Annotated in this window: 14 protein-coding genes; 9 read left to right on the top strand and 5 right to left on the bottom strand. The window is 70.8% G+C overall.

Annotated features, from left to right (window positions below):
* Nucleotides 1–44: 44 nt before the first annotated feature.
* Genes J2S59_RS05280 through J2S59_RS05265 form a run of 3 tightly spaced genes read left to right on the top strand, consistent with a single transcriptional unit; the run spans nucleotide 45 to nucleotide 2,353 of the window.
* Nucleotides 45–1,496, top strand: a complete 1,452-nt coding sequence (locus tag J2S59_RS05280; protein ID WP_370871472.1) for a fatty acid desaturase — start codon at nucleotides 45–47, stop codon at nucleotides 1,494–1,496.
* Nucleotides 1,496–1,699, top strand: a complete 204-nt coding sequence (locus J2S59_RS05270; RefSeq protein ID WP_181642151.1) for a ferredoxin — start codon at nucleotides 1,496–1,498, stop codon at nucleotides 1,697–1,699. Before J2S59_RS05280 ends, J2S59_RS05270 begins: the two co-directional genes overlap by 1 nt.
* Before the next feature lie 45 nt (nucleotides 1,700–1,744).
* The gene (locus tag J2S59_RS05265; protein ID WP_181642152.1) at nucleotides 1,745–2,353 is read left to right on the top strand and encodes a TetR/AcrR family transcriptional regulator; all 609 of its coding nucleotides are present in this window, start codon (nucleotides 1,745–1,747) and stop codon (nucleotides 2,351–2,353) included.
* Between the two features lie 119 nt (nucleotides 2,354–2,472).
* Here J2S59_RS05265 and J2S59_RS05260 read toward each other — a convergent pair whose 3' ends face one another.
* Together J2S59_RS05260 and J2S59_RS05255 are read right to left on the bottom strand one after the other, a co-directional pair.
* Nucleotides 2,473–3,156: a fasciclin domain-containing protein gene (locus J2S59_RS05260; RefSeq protein WP_068122150.1), complete on the bottom strand. Its 684-nt coding sequence runs from the start codon at nucleotides 3,154–3,156 to the stop codon at nucleotides 2,473–2,475.
* 195 nt (nucleotides 3,157–3,351) lie between these two features.
* The gene (locus J2S59_RS05255; protein WP_306824892.1) at nucleotides 3,352–4,926 is read right to left on the bottom strand and encodes a molybdopterin-dependent oxidoreductase; all 1,575 of its coding nucleotides are present in this window, start codon (nucleotides 4,924–4,926) and stop codon (nucleotides 3,352–3,354) included.
* 202 nt (nucleotides 4,927–5,128) lie between these two features.
* Here J2S59_RS05255 and J2S59_RS05250 point away from each other — a divergent pair, with 202 nt between their 5' ends.
* The 5 genes from J2S59_RS05250 to J2S59_RS05230 all read left to right on the top strand — a co-directional run bounded on the left by J2S59_RS05250 (nucleotide 5,129) and on the right by J2S59_RS05230 (nucleotide 11,354).
* A complete protein-coding gene (locus tag J2S59_RS05250) occupies nucleotides 5,129–6,355 on the top strand; it encodes a M15 family metallopeptidase (RefSeq protein WP_068121464.1) in 1,227 nt (408 codons plus the stop codon).
* Between the two features lie 111 nt (nucleotides 6,356–6,466).
* On the top strand, nucleotides 6,467–7,444 hold the full coding sequence (locus J2S59_RS05245; RefSeq protein WP_306824891.1) for an NADPH:quinone oxidoreductase family protein: 978 nt from the start codon (nucleotides 6,467–6,469) through the stop codon (nucleotides 7,442–7,444).
* Between the two features lie 26 nt (nucleotides 7,445–7,470).
* The gene (locus J2S59_RS05240; RefSeq protein ID WP_068120979.1) at nucleotides 7,471–7,767 is read left to right on the top strand and encodes a GNAT family N-acetyltransferase; all 297 of its coding nucleotides are present in this window, start codon (nucleotides 7,471–7,473) and stop codon (nucleotides 7,765–7,767) included.
* A gap of 17 nt (nucleotides 7,768–7,784) precedes the next feature.
* Nucleotides 7,785–9,764, top strand: a complete 1,980-nt coding sequence (locus tag J2S59_RS05235) for a M13 family metallopeptidase (RefSeq protein WP_068120976.1) — start codon at nucleotides 7,785–7,787, stop codon at nucleotides 9,762–9,764.
* Nucleotides 9,765–9,782: 18 nt separating this feature from the next.
* Entirely contained in the window at nucleotides 9,783–11,354 is a 1,572-nt protein-coding gene (locus J2S59_RS05230) for an FMN-binding glutamate synthase family protein (RefSeq protein WP_068120973.1), read from the top strand.
* Nucleotides 11,355–11,373: 19 nt separating this feature from the next.
* Here the strand turns inward: J2S59_RS05230 and J2S59_RS05225 are convergent, their stop codons facing one another.
* On the bottom strand, nucleotides 11,374–12,297 hold the full coding sequence (locus tag J2S59_RS05225) for an alpha/beta hydrolase (RefSeq protein WP_068120971.1): 924 nt from the start codon (nucleotides 12,295–12,297) through the stop codon (nucleotides 11,374–11,376).
* A 25-nt stretch (nucleotides 12,298–12,322) separates the two neighbouring features.
* Between J2S59_RS05225 and J2S59_RS05220 the strand changes: the two genes are divergently transcribed.
* Complete coding sequence (locus J2S59_RS05220) at nucleotides 12,323–12,916, top strand: TetR/AcrR family transcriptional regulator (RefSeq protein ID WP_281366740.1); 594 nt, start codon at nucleotides 12,323–12,325, stop codon at nucleotides 12,914–12,916.
* A gap of 43 nt (nucleotides 12,917–12,959) precedes the next feature.
* On the opposite strand, the gene J2S59_RS05215 is transcribed toward J2S59_RS05220, so the two are convergent.
* Nucleotides 12,960–14,504, bottom strand: a complete 1,545-nt coding sequence (locus tag J2S59_RS05215; RefSeq protein WP_068120969.1) for a DHA2 family efflux MFS transporter permease subunit — start codon at nucleotides 14,502–14,504, stop codon at nucleotides 12,960–12,962.
* Nucleotides 14,501–14,941, bottom strand: coding sequence for a MarR family winged helix-turn-helix transcriptional regulator (locus J2S59_RS05210; protein ID WP_181641981.1), 441 nt, complete (start codon nucleotides 14,939–14,941; stop codon nucleotides 14,501–14,503). The genes J2S59_RS05215 and J2S59_RS05210 overlap by 4 nt, the downstream gene beginning before the upstream one ends.
* Nucleotides 14,942–15,023: the final 82 nt, after the last annotated feature.

Here is a 15,023-nt window from a genome sequence, read left to right as displayed (position 1 = left end):
CAAACCCTATGGTTTTGTAAACGGCGAGCGAGGTGGAGGTCACCATGACGCAGGCAGCTGGGGAACAGATCGCGAACTCGACGGTGCCGCAGGGATCGACGGAGCGCTGGCGGGACCCGAAGCGCTACCTGTGGCTGATCGGCCTGGTCGTGCCGTCGCTGGCTTTCGTCGCGTTCGGGATGTATGCCCTCACCGGCTCGGGGCTGTGGTTCTGGATCGGGCCGGTGGTGATCCTCGTGGTCGTCCCGGCCATCGACCTGGTGGCCGGACTCGACCGGTCCAACCCGCCCGACGACATGATCGAGGCGCTGGAGAACGACCGCTACTACCGCTGGGTGACCTACCTCTTCCTGCCCATCCAGTACGCCGGCTTCCTCGCGGCAGCGTGGTTCTTCGTCCACGGTGACCTGGACTGGTTCTCCAAGATCGGCCTGGCGATCTCGATCGGCTGCATCGGTGGCATCGGCATCAACACCGCCCACGAGCTCGGCCACAAGAAGGAGAGCCACGAGCGCTGGCTGTCGAAGATCGCGCTGGCGCAGAGCTTCTACGGCCACTTCTACATCGAGCACAACCGCGGCCACCACGTGCGCGTCGCGACGCCCGAGGACCCGGCCAGCAGCCGCCTCGGTGAGAGCTTCTACGCCTTCTGGCCGCGCACGGTGTGGGGCTCGCTGAAGAGTGCGTGGCACCTGGAGAAGAAGCGCTACGCCCGCCGCAAGCAGCACCCCTTCCATCCCGGCAACGACGTGCTCAACGCCTGGGTGATGTCGGCGGTGCTGTGGGGCGCGCTGATCGCGGTGCTGGGCTGGCAGGTCATCCCGTTCCTGCTCATCCAAGCGGTCATCGGCTTCTCGCTGCTGGAGATCGTCAACTACATGGAGCACTACGGCATGCTCCGCCAGAAGGTCGGGCGCGAGGGCCGGATGCGCTACGAGCGCGTCGACCCCAGCCACAGCTGGAACTCCAACAACATCGCGACCAACGTGCTGCTCTACCACCTGCAGCGCCACAGCGACCACCACGCCAACCCGACCCGGCGCTACCAGACGCTGCGTGACTTCGAGGAGTCGCCGGTCTTGCCGACCGGGTACGCCGGGATGATCGTGCTGGCGCTGTTCCCGCCGCTGTGGCGCAGGGTGATGGACAAGCGGGTGCTGGCCCACTTCGACGGTGACGTCACCCGCGCCAACATCCAGCCGTCCAAGCGCGCGAGGATCCTGCGCCGCTACCCCGCGCCGGAGGCCCCCGCCACCGAGGTCGTCGGCGAGGACACCGCGGTCGAGGTCGACGAGGTGCTGGCGGCGCGCTGTCCCAACTGCGACTACGTCTACGAGGTCGCCGCCGGCGACGAGCGCGAGGGCTTCGCGGCCGGTACGGCGTGGAGGGACATCCCCGCCGACTGGTGCTGCCCGGACTGCGGGGTGCGGGAGAAGGTCGACTTCGTCGCCTTCGACCCCGACCACGTCGCCGGACGCACGGACGCGGTGGCCTGATGCGCATCACGGTCGACCGGGAGCGTTGCGAGGGCCTGGGAATGTGCGAGTCGATGGCGCCGGACCACTTCGAGGTGATCGAGGACGACGACGGCAACGAGACCGTGGACATCCTCGTGCCCGAGCCCGACGCGAGCGACCGCGACCTGGTCCAGTCCGCGGTCCAGTCGTGCCCGGTGCTCGCCCTGACGTTCACCGGCTGACCGCGCCGTACCTCCCCGCACGAGCACGTCCCTACGATGGTCGGCATGGCCGATGGCGGAGCAGGGGGAGCGACGGCGACCAGCACCTCGCCGCGTGGCGTGTCGACCCGCGATGCCCTGCTCGACCGGGCCGCCGAGGTCACCTGCGGGCCGGGGTGGAGCACGATCACCATGGCGAAGCTCGCCGACTCGGCGGGGGTGAGCCGGCAGACCGTCTACAACGAGTTCGGCTCCAAGAGCGGCCTCGCCGAGGCCCTCGTCATGCGCGAGCTGCGCCGGTTCCTCGCCGTCGTCGAGGCCGAGCTGGCCTCGGGCGACGACGTGGTCGACGCGATCCGCCGTACGACGGTCGCGGTGCTGCGCCTCGCGGCGGACAACCCGCTGCTGCACGCGGTGCTGTCGGCCTCGCACGGCGCCGGCAACGACCTGCTGCCGCTGCTGACCAGCCACTCCGCGGGTCTGATCGACACCGCGTCGACCGTGGTCGCCGAGCACCTCGAGCGGTTCGCGCTCGGGTTGCCCGAGGAGCAGGTCGCGGCCAGCATCGACGGCATCGTGCGGCTCGTGCTCAGCCACGTGATGCAGCCGGGAGGGACGCCGACCGAGACGGCCGACCAGGTCGCCTGGCTGGTGAGTCGGGTCCTGGCCGACTGACCCGGGCTGCACGGGGCCGACATCACAACGGGCCCCGCGCCTGGAGGACGCGGAGCCCGCTGCGTGATTCACCCACCTCGGCGTGAACCGAGCTCGGGGGTCAGGCGGTCAGAGGCAGCTCACTGCGTGGGCGGCATCAGGACGGTGTCGATGAGGTAGACGGTCGCGTTGGCCGTGCTCACGCCGCCGCAGATGACCGAGGCGTCGTTGATCATCAGGCTGTCGGCCTCGCCGGTCACCTCGACATCGGCGCCCTGGACGGTGGTCTGGGTCGTGCCGGCGAGGTCCTCGGGAGCGATGCGGCCCGGGACGACGTGGTAGGTCAGCACCGTGCTGAGCGTCTCGGCGCCCTCGGGGGTGCCGAGCGTCTCGACGGTCTCCTGGGGCAGCTTGGCGAACGCGTCGTCGACCGGCGCGAAGACCGTGAACTCGTCGCCGTTGAGGGTGTCGACCAGGTCGACCTCGGGGTTCAGCTGGCCCGAGACCGCCGCGGTGAGGGTGGTCAGCAGGGGGTTGTTGGACGCGGCGACCGCGACCGGGTCCTGCGACATGCCCTCGACCGAGCCGGCGCCGTCCGGCACCTGCTCGGCGTAGCCGGCGCAGCCGGGGCCGACCAGGCCGGCGGCCGGGTCCATCGAGTCGGAAGCCATGGAGTCGTCGGACTCCTCGGGGGACTCGCTCATCTCGGAGGTCTCCGGGGAGGCGGTGCTGTCGTCGGCGGTGTCGTCGGAGCCGCAGGCCGCGGTGAGGGAGAGGGCGGCAATGGCGGCAACGGCCAGGGTGGACTTGCGGAGAGTGCGCATCGAGCTTCCTTTCGTCGGTGCCCCGGTCCCGCGGTGGGTGATCGAGAGGTGGAGCGCCGAGGCGGTGGGGAGGGGTGGTGTGGTGCTCCGGTGTGACGTGGGGGGTTCGACCCCCGGTCCGCAGCGGATTGGTCCGATTGCGGAATTCTTTGGAGAGAACCTCGACAAGATGCCGAGAAGTGTGCGAAGGCGGGGTCAGTCCTCGACCGTGACCCGCACGGAGTGCCAGCCGGACGAGCCGTCCGGGGCCACCGGGGCGCGTTCCTCGACCTGGACGTTGCCGTCCGTGTCGGTGCAGCGCACGACGAGGGTGTGGCCGCCCGGCTCGCCGGCGTCCCAGGTGTGGCGCCACTGGCGCCAGGTGTGCGGGGTGTCGGCGGTGCCGAGCTCGGCGACCTCCCAGTCACCGTGGTCGACCCGCACCTCGACCCGGGCCACCCCGGTCGGCTGCGCCCATGCCACCCCGGCGACGGTGACCGGCCCCCGGCGTACGCGGGCGAAGGAGCGGGGGACGTCGATGCGCGCCGACAGCTTGATCGGGGCTTCCTCGGCATAGCCCCGGGGTGTCCAGTACGCCTCGAAGTCGGCGAACCGGGTGACTTCGAGGTCGACGAGCCACTTCGTCGCCCCGACGTAGCCGTAGAGCCCCGGTGTGATCATCCGGACGGGGAAGCCGTGGTCGAGCGGGAGCGGCTCACCGTTCATGCCGACGACGATGAGCGCCTCACGGTCGTCGGTCAGCGCCTCGAGCGGGGTCCCGATCGTCATGTCGTCGGCGCTCGTCGACTTGACCGCGTCGGCGCCGGCCTGCACGCCGGCCATCGCCAGCAGGTCCTTGGTGCGTACGCCGAGCCAGGTCGCGGTGCCGACGAGCTCGCCGCCGACCGGGTTGGAGACGCAGGTCATCGTGACCCGGCGCTCGACGAGCGGCATCGCGAGCAGGTCCTCGAAGGTCAGCTCGATGTCGGAGTCGACCATCCCGTGGATCCGCAGCGACCAGGTGTCCAGCGGCACCTTCGGCACCTGCAGGGCGGTGTCGACGCGGTAGAAGTCGGCGTTGGGGGTGACGTACGGCGTGATGCCGTCGACGTCGAGCACGGTGCCGCGCGGAATCGGCCCGGCCCCGTCGGAGGCGGCCGGGAGTTCGAGCGCAGCCCGGTCGCTCGCGGCGGCACCCCCGATCGCCCGGCTCGCCAGCCCGCCGCCGGCCGCCGCTGCACTGACAGCGGCCGCGGCGGCCAGGAAGCGGCGCCGGTCGAAGTCCCTGCCCTCGGGTGGCGTGCCCTCCGGTCGTGTGCCTGAGGACGCGCCATCGCGCGTCGTGGGCCGCACGACCCGGGAGCCGAGCAGGTGGAGCAGCCCCAGGAGCGCGGCCAGCCCGGCGAGCAGCATCACGGCCACCGGGACCAGACGGACGGCAATGCCGGCCGACGCCGCGCGGTCGGCCACCGTGGCCGCACCCGCAACGACGACGAGGACGACGAACGCACCCGCCGCGACCCGCGGCCGGTGTACGCCGAGGGCACCGGCGAGCGCCGCGAGCACCGCGACCGTGACGACCATCCCGCCGAGCAGGACGGCCTTGTCGGCGCTGCCGAAGGTCTCGATCGCGAAGTCCTTGAGCGGCGGGGGCGTCCAGTCCACGAACCGGTTCCCGACCGCGAGCAGGGGCGAGGTCACGCCGGGCAGCAGGGCGGCAACGAGCTCGGCGGCAGCGATCCCGAGCGCTGCGGCGAGCAGACCGGAGAGGGCACCGAGCAACGTCTTCATGGCTGGGGGTTCGCAGCCGATGAGGTGGTGGACGGGTGTGCACTCCGGCAGTGGTCGCCGTCACTTCCCGGCCGATCGAGCGTTATCGTGAAGGAGGCGGTGTGGACGTCCCTCCCGCGCACACCGCACTCCCGCCGACAGCGTGCCGCGCACGCGTCGCCGGCCCCTGTGCACGACCCGACCGCCCCTGCCAGGAGTACCGATGAGGCCTGCCCCGCGCCCCCGGCTGCTGCGCGCGCTGCTCGTGGCCGCGGGAGCCGTCCTGGTCAGTGCGTGCGGCGTCGGCATGCCACCGGGCGCGCCGGGCACGCCCGCCGGCGCGCCCTCGCTCGCCGGGGGTACGCCGACCGGCACCCAGTCGGCGGTGGTGGAGGCCGACGGCTTCACGCTGCACCAGGTCGCCGACCCGGGCCCGCTCGAGGACTCGCTGCTGTCGGCCGACCTGCTCGTCTACAGCAACCGCGCACTGACGAAGGAGGAGCGCGGCCGCATCAGCCGCACCAAGGGCGTCACCGACGCGCTGCCGATGGCGCTCGCCCAGGTCGCGGTCGACGGGCGCACCATCCACGTCGCGGCCGCCGACCCGGGGAAGTACCGCCGCTACACGCTGCCCAACGCCGCCCGGCTCGACGACATCTGGAAGCGCGTCGCCGGCGGCGAGATCGCGGTCGAGCCGGAGCTGGGCAAGCAGCTGCAGCAGGGCGACGGCGGGATGTCGCTCGGCAACTCCGACACGGCTCCGCGCCTGCACATCGGCGCGTTGGCGTCGATGGTGCCGCAGGTCCACGCGGTGATGAACCCGGCCTGGGGCAGGCAGCTCGGCATGGCCGAGAACGCCGCCCTGCTCTCCACCGGCACGAACTCCCCGCAGGTCGTCGCCGACGCGCTGCGCAAGGCGCTCGGGGGAAGCGTGTCGGTCCAGATCCTCGGGCCTGACCTCGATATCACCGCGACCCAGACGGCGTACCTCACCGGGGGGTCGGTCGCCGCCGCGGTCGGCTCGTTCACCTACACCCCGCGCGCTGACGGCACCATCGCCGTGGACCCGGCCTGGGTCAGCGCCAACATCCGCACCGAGACGGTCCCGATCCTCGGCACGGTCACCTGCCACAAGGCGATGCTCCCGCAGATGCGCGCGGCCCTGCAGGAGATCGTCGAGCGCGGTCTGGCCGACAAGATCTACCCCGACCAGTACGCCGGCTGCTTCTACCCGCGCTTCATCGCCCGCGACCCCGCGCAGGGCCTGTCGCTGCACAGCTGGGGCATCGCCTTCGACATCAACGTCGCCGGCAACCAGCGCGGCGTGCCCGGCGAGATCGACCGCACGGTCGTGCAGATCTTCAAGAAGTGGGGCTTCGCCTGGGGTGGCGACTGGTCCTACACCGACCCCATGCACTTCGAGATGGCCGCGGTGGTCGAGCCGCGCTGAGGGCGGCAGTTTCACCGCCCGTCTAACGAAACTGCCCGACACGCCGGGCAGTTTCGGTCGACGAGCGGGCGTGTCGTGGCTCGGGCGGTGAAACTGCCTAGGCTCACCCGCATGCGAGCTGTGCAGGTGGTCGAGCTGGGTGGGCCGGAAGCGATCGTCGTCAACGACGTCGCCGAGCCGGAGGCGGAGGGCCCCTTCGGGCCACAGGTGCTGGTAGAGGTGCACGCGGTCGGCGTGAGTTTCCCCGACCTGCTGCTGTCGCGCGGGGAGTACCAGCTCAAGCCCGAGCCGCCGTTCACCCTCGGCGTCGACGTGGCCGGCGTGGTCCGGTCGGCGCCCGAGGGCAGCGGCCTCGAGCCCGGGCAGCGGGTCGCCGCCGTCGGTGGGTACGGCGGAGCCAGCGAGGTCGCCGCGTTCGGCACCGACAGCGTCTTCGCCCTGCCGGACCGGCTCAGCTTCGACCAGGGCGCGGCGCTGCCGATGAACTATCTGACCGCGCAGTTCGCGCTGGCCACCCGGGGCCACCTGCAGGCCGGGGAGACCGTCCTGGTCCACGGCGCCGCCGGTGGCGTCGGCACCGCGACGATCCAGGTCGCGAAGGGGTACGGCGCGCGCACGATCGCGGTCACCTCGACCCAGGAGAAGGCGGCGTACGCCAAGGCGGCCGGTGCCGACGAGGCCGTGCTGGTCGAGGGGTTCAAGGACGCGGTCAAGGAGCTGACCGACGGCCGTGGCGTCGACGTCGTGATGGACGTCGTCGGGGGCGACCTGATGACCGACTCGCTGCGTTCGCTCGCCCCGCTGGGCCGGGTGCTGGTCGTCGGGTTCACGCAGGGCGCGATCCCGCAGGTCAAGGTCAACCGGCTGCTGCTCAACAACACCGACGTCCGCGGCGTCGGCTGGGGTGCCTACGCCATGGTCCGTCCCGGCTTCATGCACGACCAGTGGGCCGAGCTGGTGCCGATGATGGAGCGCGGCGTCATCGACCCGCCGGTGGGTGCGACGTACGCCCTCGAGGACTTCGGCCAGGCGCTGCTCGACATGGACGCCCGCAAGGCGCTCGGGAAGCTCGTCGTCCACGTTCGCTGAGCAGCCGGAACGGGCACGGTCACCTCATGAGCGAACGCGCAGAGGTCACCGTCCAGGACAACCCCGAGAAGTCCCGCTACGAGGCCGTCGACGAGTCCGGTGTCGTCGCGGGCTACACCGAGTACCACCCCGACGGCGACGACGTGCTGGTCTTCCCGCACACCGTCGTCGAGGACGCCTTCGAGGGCCGCGGCGTCGGCTCCTCCCTCGTGCGGGGAGCGCTCGACCAGGTGCGCGAGCAGGGCAAGCGGGTGCGCGCCGAGTGCGAGTTCGTCAAGGGCTACATCGACAAGCACGAGGAGTACGCCGACCTGCTGGCGTGACCCGTAGGCTCGGGAGCGTGACGATTCTCGATGACGCCCGCCCGGGCATGGACCTCGCCATACGCCCCCAGGACGACCTCTTCGGCCACGTCAACGGCACGTGGCTGGCCGAGACGGAGATCCCCTCCGACCGGTCCAGCTGGGGACCGTTCGTGATGCTCGCGGACGCCGCAGAGCAGCACGTGCGCACCATCATCGAGGAGTGCGCGGGCTCAGGCGGCGACGGAGGCTCCGAGGGCGACGTCCGCCGCAAGATCGGTGACCTCTTCGCCTCGTTCATGGACGAGGACCGGATCGAGGAGCTGGGTGCGGAGCCGATCCTGCCGCTGCTGGCGGAGGTCGAGAAGCTCGGCGACCTGCGGGAGCTCGCGGCGTACCTCGGCAGGCACGAGCGCACCGGCGGCTCGGGGCTGTTCGGCACCTACATCGACACCGACGCCAAGGACTCCGACCGCTACATCGTCAACCTCGTCCAGGGCGGGCTCAGCCTGCCCGACGAGAGCCACTACCGCGACGAGAAGTTCGCCGAGACCCGCGCGAAGTACGTCGACTACCTGACCCGCATGTTCAAGCTCGTCGGCCGCGCCGAGCCCGCTGCCGACGCTGCGACCGTCGTCCGCGTGGAGACCCGCCTGGCGCAGGGCCACTGGGAGCGCGCCGAGACCCGCGACGTCCAGAAGACCTACAACCTGCGCACCCTGGCCGAGGTCGAGCAGCTGTGCCCCAGCTTCGACTGGCGCGGCTGGGTCGCCGCGCTCGGGGGCGACGAGACGACGCTGGCGGAGTGCACCGTGCGCCAGCCGTCGTACTTCGAGCACCTCGAGAGCGTGCTGGGCGAGCTGACCCTGGACGAGCTGCGGGTGTGGCTGACGGCGCGGGTCGTGCGCAACGCCGCGGCGTACCTCTCGACCGAGTTCGTCGAGACCAACTTCGACTTCTACGGCCGCACCCTGGCCGGCACCCCCGAGCTGCGCGCCCGGTGGAAGCGCGGCGTCGCTCTCGTGGAGTCCGCGCTCGGTGAGGCCGTCGGTGAGCTGTACGTCGAGCGGCACTTCCCGCCGCGGTCCAAGGAGCTGATGGATGCCCTCGTCGACAACCTGCTCGAGGCCTACCGCCGCTCCATCACCGACCTGGACTGGATGAGCGAGGAGACCAAGCAGCGCGCGTTCGAGAAGCTCGCGACCTTCCGCCCCAAGATCGGCTACCCGGAGAAGTTCCGTGACTACTCCGCGCTCGAGGTCCGCGCCGACGATCTGATCGCCAACGTGCGCGCGTCGGCTGCCTTCGAGACCGACCGCGAGCTGCGCAAGATCGGCAGCCCCGTCGACCGCGACGAGTGGTTCATGCTCCCGCAGACGGTCAACGCCTACTACAACCCCGGCACCAACGAGATCTGCTTCCCCGCCGGGATCCTGCAGAAGCCGTTCTTCGACCCCGACGCCGACCCGGCCGAGAACTACGGCGGCATCGGTGCGGTCATCGGCCACGAGATCGGCCACGGCTTCGACGACCAGGGTGCGCAGTACGACGGCGCGGGCAACCTCAACGACTGGTGGACGCCCGAGGACAAGGAGCGCTTCGGCGAGCGGTCGGCGATGCTCATCGAGCAGTACGACGGTCTCGAGCCGCGCAACCTGCCCGGCGAGCGGGTCAACGGCTCGTTGACCGTGGGGGAAAACATCGGCGACCTCGGCGGCGTCACGATCGCGCTCAAGGCCTACCGGATCTCGCTGGAGTCGACCCCGGAGCACCTGCCGGACGGACCGGAGCGCGACGGTGAGACCGGCGTGCAGCGGCTCTTCCTCAACTGGGCCTACGTCTGGCGCACGAAGCGGCGCGAGGAACTCGACCGGCAGTACCTCACCATCGACCCGCACAGCCCGCCGGAGTTCCGCGCCAACATCGTGCGCAACCTCGACGAGTTCCACGCCGCCTTCGGCACCGAGCCCGGCGACGGGCTGTGGCTCGACCCCGAGGAGCGGGTGAGGATCTGGTGATGGGGTAGACCTGCGGGCATGAGCCTCTGGTCCCGCGCCGCCACCGTGTCCACTGCCGCTGTGGGCGGCCTGGCGACCTACGACCTCCTGCAACGCCAGCACGCGATCCTGCGCAACTACCCGGTCGTCGGGCACCTGCGCTACGTGCTGGAGCGGTTCGGCCCCGAGCTGCGGCAGTACATCGTCATCGACAACGACTCCGAACGACCCTTCAGCCGCGACCAGCGCCGCTGGATCTACGCCAGCGCGAAGCTGGAGAACAACTACTTCGGGTTCGGCACCGACAACGACGTCGAGCACCTCGAGGGCTACCCGATCATCAAGCACCGCACGTTCATCGGTGAGGGACCCGACCCGGATCCGCATGTGGGCGAGCACACCAATGTCCCCAGTGTGAAGGTGATGGGCGAGGCACGTGGGCGAGCCAAGGCGTTCCGTCCGCGGTCGATCGTCAACGTGTCGGGCATGAGCTACGGCTCGCTGTCGCGCCAGGCGATCACCGCACTCAACCGTGGCGCGGCGATGGCGCACTGCCTGCACAACACCGGGGAGGGCGGGTTGTCGCCGTACCACCGCGAGGGCGGCGACCTGGTCTTCCAGATCGGTACGGCGTACTTCGGCTGCCGCGACTCCCAGGGCCGCTTCGACATCGAGCGACTCAAGGACCTGGTCGCGTCCGCTCCGGTCAAGGCGATCGAGGTCAAGCTCAGCCAGGGCGCGAAGCCCGGGCTGGGCGGGCACCTGCCGGGGGCTAAGGTCACGCCCGAGATCGCGGAGGTGCGCGGCATCCCGGTGGGGGAGGACTGCATCAGTCCCGCGCGGCACGCGGAGTTCACCAACACCGACTCGATGCTCGACTGGATCGAGATGATCGCCGCCGAGACCGGGCTGCCCGTCGGGATCAAGTCGGCCGTCGGCGACCAGCTGTTCTGGCAGATGCTGGTCGAGCACATGGCCGACGGTCAGCGCGGGGTCGACTTCGTGACCGTCGACGGCGGCGAGGGCGGGACGGGTGCCGCACCCCTGGTCTTCACCGACTCGGTGGCACTGCCGTTCCGGGTCGGGTTCGCGCGGGTGTACGCCGAGTTCGCCCGCGCCGGGCTCGCCGACAAGGTCACCTTCATCGGTGCCGGCAAGCTGGGCCTGCCCGACAACGCGGCGGTCGCGATGGCACTCGGTGCCGACCTGCTCAACGTCGCGCGCGAGCCGATGTTTGCCGTGGGGTGCATCCAGGCGCAGAAGTGTCACACCGGCGGGTGCCCCACCGGGGTGGCGACGCAGAACGAGTGGCTCGCGCGCGGGCTCGACGTCGAGTCGAAGTCCGAGCGGGTGGCCAACTACGTGGGCACCCTGCGCCGCGACCTGCTGAAGCTCGCCGGCAGCTGCGGCCTGACCCATCCGGGTCTGATCACCCCCGACGACATCGAGCTGATGCACGGCAACTACTCGGGTCGCCCGCTACGCGACGTCTACGGCTACGAAGCACAGTGGCGGGTACCGACGCCTGCGCAGCGGGCCGCGATCGACGAGCTGATGCTCGGCGCGCCCGACGACGACCCGGCACCGCCCTCGCGCGACGCGGAGCGGTAGCCGGTCGGCGTCGCGCAGCTCACACGCGCTGGGCGCCGACCCGCTCGAGGAACGCCAACTCGACGGCCAGCACGTTGTCGTGGTCGGTGCCGCCGGCGTACACGTCGTAGTGGCCCCCGCGGCTGCGGTAGAGCTCGCCACGGGGAGCGCGAGCGGCCGCGCGCACGGCAGGCGCGGTCGGCGCCATCGTGTCGTCCTCGGCGACCACCAGCAACATCGGGCACTGCGCCCGGCCGGCACGGCGTACGGGCCGGCTGAACGTGACGTCGAGCAGACTGCGGGCGGTGATCCGGTTGGGCCACGGGCTGCCGTCGATCGGCGCCAGCCGCTCCTGGCCGAGGAGCGCGTCCTCGGTCGCGATGACGCCGAACTCGCCCTCGCCGACGATCAGCGGGAGGTAGCGGGGCTCGGCTCCGCGGGTGGCTCCGACTCTGTCGAGCAGTGCCTGTCGCATCAGGCGCAGACCGCGTGCCGGCGGGACGTTCAGCAGCCCAGCAAGGCCGTCGACCAGCGGGCACTGTGCGATCGCGCCGGCGAGGTAGGGCTCGCTGGCGGCCAGCTCGACCACGTGCATGCCGGCGAACGACGTGCCCCAGACGAACACCCGCTCGGGGTCGACCCCCTCCGCCGTACGCGCGTGCTGCAACACCGTGCGGTAGTCGGCCAGCTGTGCCGGCACCGAGAGCACCTCACGCGGCTCGCCCCCCGAGGCGCCCCAGTGCCGGTAGTCGAACACGAAGCAGGTGTGGCCGGCAGCCGCGAACGCGCGCGCGAAGGGGTCGAGTCCAGCGGCCTTCACTCCACCGATGCCGTGAGCCATCACCACCGCGGGCGCGGGGGTCATGGCGCCGCCACGAGCGGCAGCGCGGTAGACCCACATGTCGATCAGGGCCCCGTCCGCGCCCTGGATACGCTGCGAGCTGCGGTCTGCGGCGGTCGTCATCCTCTTACGTTACGGTGAGTAAACTATGTCGGTCAACGGGTTGGGTCGGCCCCGTGACACCCGGGTGGACCGCGCCCTACTGAGTGCCACGTGCGAACTGTTGGCCGAGGGGGGATACGCCGCCACGACGATCGAGGCGATCGCCCGGCGCGCCGGCACGACGAAGCCGACGCTCTACCGCCGCTACCGCAGTCGGGTGGAGCTGGTCGTCGAGGCGCTCGTCGACCGGTTCGGGGATGACCCGACGCACGACACCGGCACGTTGCGCGGTGACCTGGAGGACCTGCAGCGCCACCAGGTCGCGCTCTTCACCGACCCCGTCCTCGGAGGGGCGGTCGCCGGGCTCCTCGAGGAGCTCCGAGCGGACGGCGACTCCGCCGAGGTGTTCGTGAGCCGGTTCCTGGCGCCGCGGCGCGCGGCCACCGCCCTGATCCTCGCGCGAGCGGCGGGGCGCGGGGAGATCGAGCCCTGTGCGGACTCGGAGTGGGTCTGCGACCTCATCACGGGACCGTTGCTGATGCGAGCGCTGCTCCCCGGTCTGCCGCCACTGGACGAGCGGGTCGTGGAGCAGAGCGTCCGCTCAGCGCTCGCCGCCCTTGGTCGGGACGGCGAGCCCTGAGCGGACGCGGTGCAGCAGCCGCTGCAGGGTGTCGTGCGTGCGGTCAGTGCATGAGCACCGGCGGAGCGGCACCCTCGGCATCGGTCTCCTCCGAGCGCTTGCGCGGGAGGAAGAACGCCGGGACGAGGACGAGCGCGGCAAGGACCGTGGCCAGCACGAACGCACCACCGAAGGCCTCGGCAGCCTGGGACAGTCCGGCTGCGATCGCGTCCGGACCGAGCTGCGCGGCGAGCTCCGGGTTGAGCTGCGAGGCGACCGCGGGGCCGGCGAGCTCACGGCTCTGGAAGCCGTTGGTGAGCACGACGGTGAACAGCGCCGTGCCGATCGAGGCGGCCACCTGCTGGGTGATGTTCATCAGCGTCGAGCCACGGGCGATGTCCTGGTCCTTCAGCGTCCGCAGGGCCGCGGTCATGATGGGCATCATCGTGCCGCCCATGCCCAGACCCATGACGAACAAGGCGCCGAGCAGGAACGGGTAGGACGTGGTGGCGTCCAGCGTGCTGAACATGCCCAGTCCGACCGTGATGGTCGCGATGCCGGCCATGACGATCCGTCCGGGACCGATCCGGTCGACGAGCATGCCGGCGATCGGCATGGTGACCATCGCGCCGATGCCCTGCGGGGCCAGGAGCAGTCCCGCGTTCAAGGTGGACTCGCCACGGACCTGCAGGAAGTACGACGGGAACAGCAGCCCGGCACCGAAGAACGCGATCGCGAACATCATCATCGAGATCACCGCGACCGTCAGCGTCGGGTTGGTGAAGAGCCTCAGGTCGACCAACGGGTGCTCGATCCGCCCGCGCAGGGTGCGCAAGACGAACGCAGCGACCAGCAGCAGACCGCCGATGGCAGGGCCGAGCACCTCGATGTCGGCTGCGGTGCCGGTCTCGGGGATCATCGAGACGCCGTACAGGAAGGCCGCCAGGCCCGGGGAGAGCAGCAGCATGCCGATGAAGTCGAAGGACTCCGACGGCGACGGCGCGTCCTTGGGCAGGACCTTCCACGCGTAGACCAGCCCGATGATGCCGATCGGCAGGTTGATCAGGAAGACCCAGTGCCACGAGGCGATGTCGATCAGCCAACCGCCGAGGATGGGACCGAAGATCGGGCCGAGCAGCATCGGGATGCCGAGCACGGCCATGACGCGGCCGATCCGCTGCGGACCGGCCGCCCGGGTCATGATCGTCATGCCCAGCGGCATCAGCATGCCGCCACCGAGGCCCTGGATCACCCGGAAGGCGACCAGCGACTGGACGTCCCACGCGGCCGCGCACAGCAGCGAGGCGAGGGTGAACAGCAAGACGGCGAGCATGTAGAGCCGCTTGGTGCCGAACCGGTCGGCGGCCCAGCCGGTCAGCGGGATCACCGCGGCCAGCGCCAGGGTGTAGCCGGTCATGGTCCACGCGGCCTGGGCCGGGGTGGCGTTGAAGTCCGACTGGAAGGTCGGTTGCGCGACCGAGACGACCGTGATGTCGAGGATCGACATGATCGCGCCGAGCACGACGACACCGGCGACGAGCAGGACGTTCTTGTCGAGCTTGTCGGAGTCAGCCGGTGTCGGCACCGGAGGTGGGGAGGTGGCGGTCATGCGGGGTCGTCCTGTCTGATGAAGGGGCGGAGTGCGGCGACGAGGGCGGCCCGGTCCTCGTCGGTGTGGTCGGCCAAGAAGCTGGTCGTGCTGGCCCGGTGGCAGTCGACCTTCAGGTCGACGAGCTCACGGCCCTTGGCGGTCAGCTCGACGAGCTTGACCCGGCGGTCCTCGGGGTCCTCGTGACGCTCGACGAGGTCCAGGCGCACCAGCCGGTCGACGTTGCGTCCGGCGCTGGGCAGGGTCAGCCCCAGCAGCTGGGCGATCTGGCCGATCGGCATCGGATGGGCGGTGTGCTCGAGGACCATCAGCGTCCTGGCCTGGTTGAACGTCAGGTCGATCTCGACGAACGCCTCGATCCAGGGGTCACGACCGGGAGCGAAGGCGTTGCGGATGAACGCCTCCACTGCCGTCGTCGTCTCCTCGGGCGTGGGCACCGGGGAATGCTAACGGGGTCGCAACTATTGCGCGTAGCGAATTAACTGTGAGCCTGCTCACCCCGGTCCCACACCACACTCC

The organism is Nocardioides massiliensis (assembly GCF_030811215.1).
GTDB lineage: Bacteria > Actinomycetota > Actinomycetes > Propionibacteriales > Nocardioidaceae > Nocardioides_A > Nocardioides_A massiliensis.
This window is presented reverse-complemented; position numbering and strand designations above follow the sequence as displayed.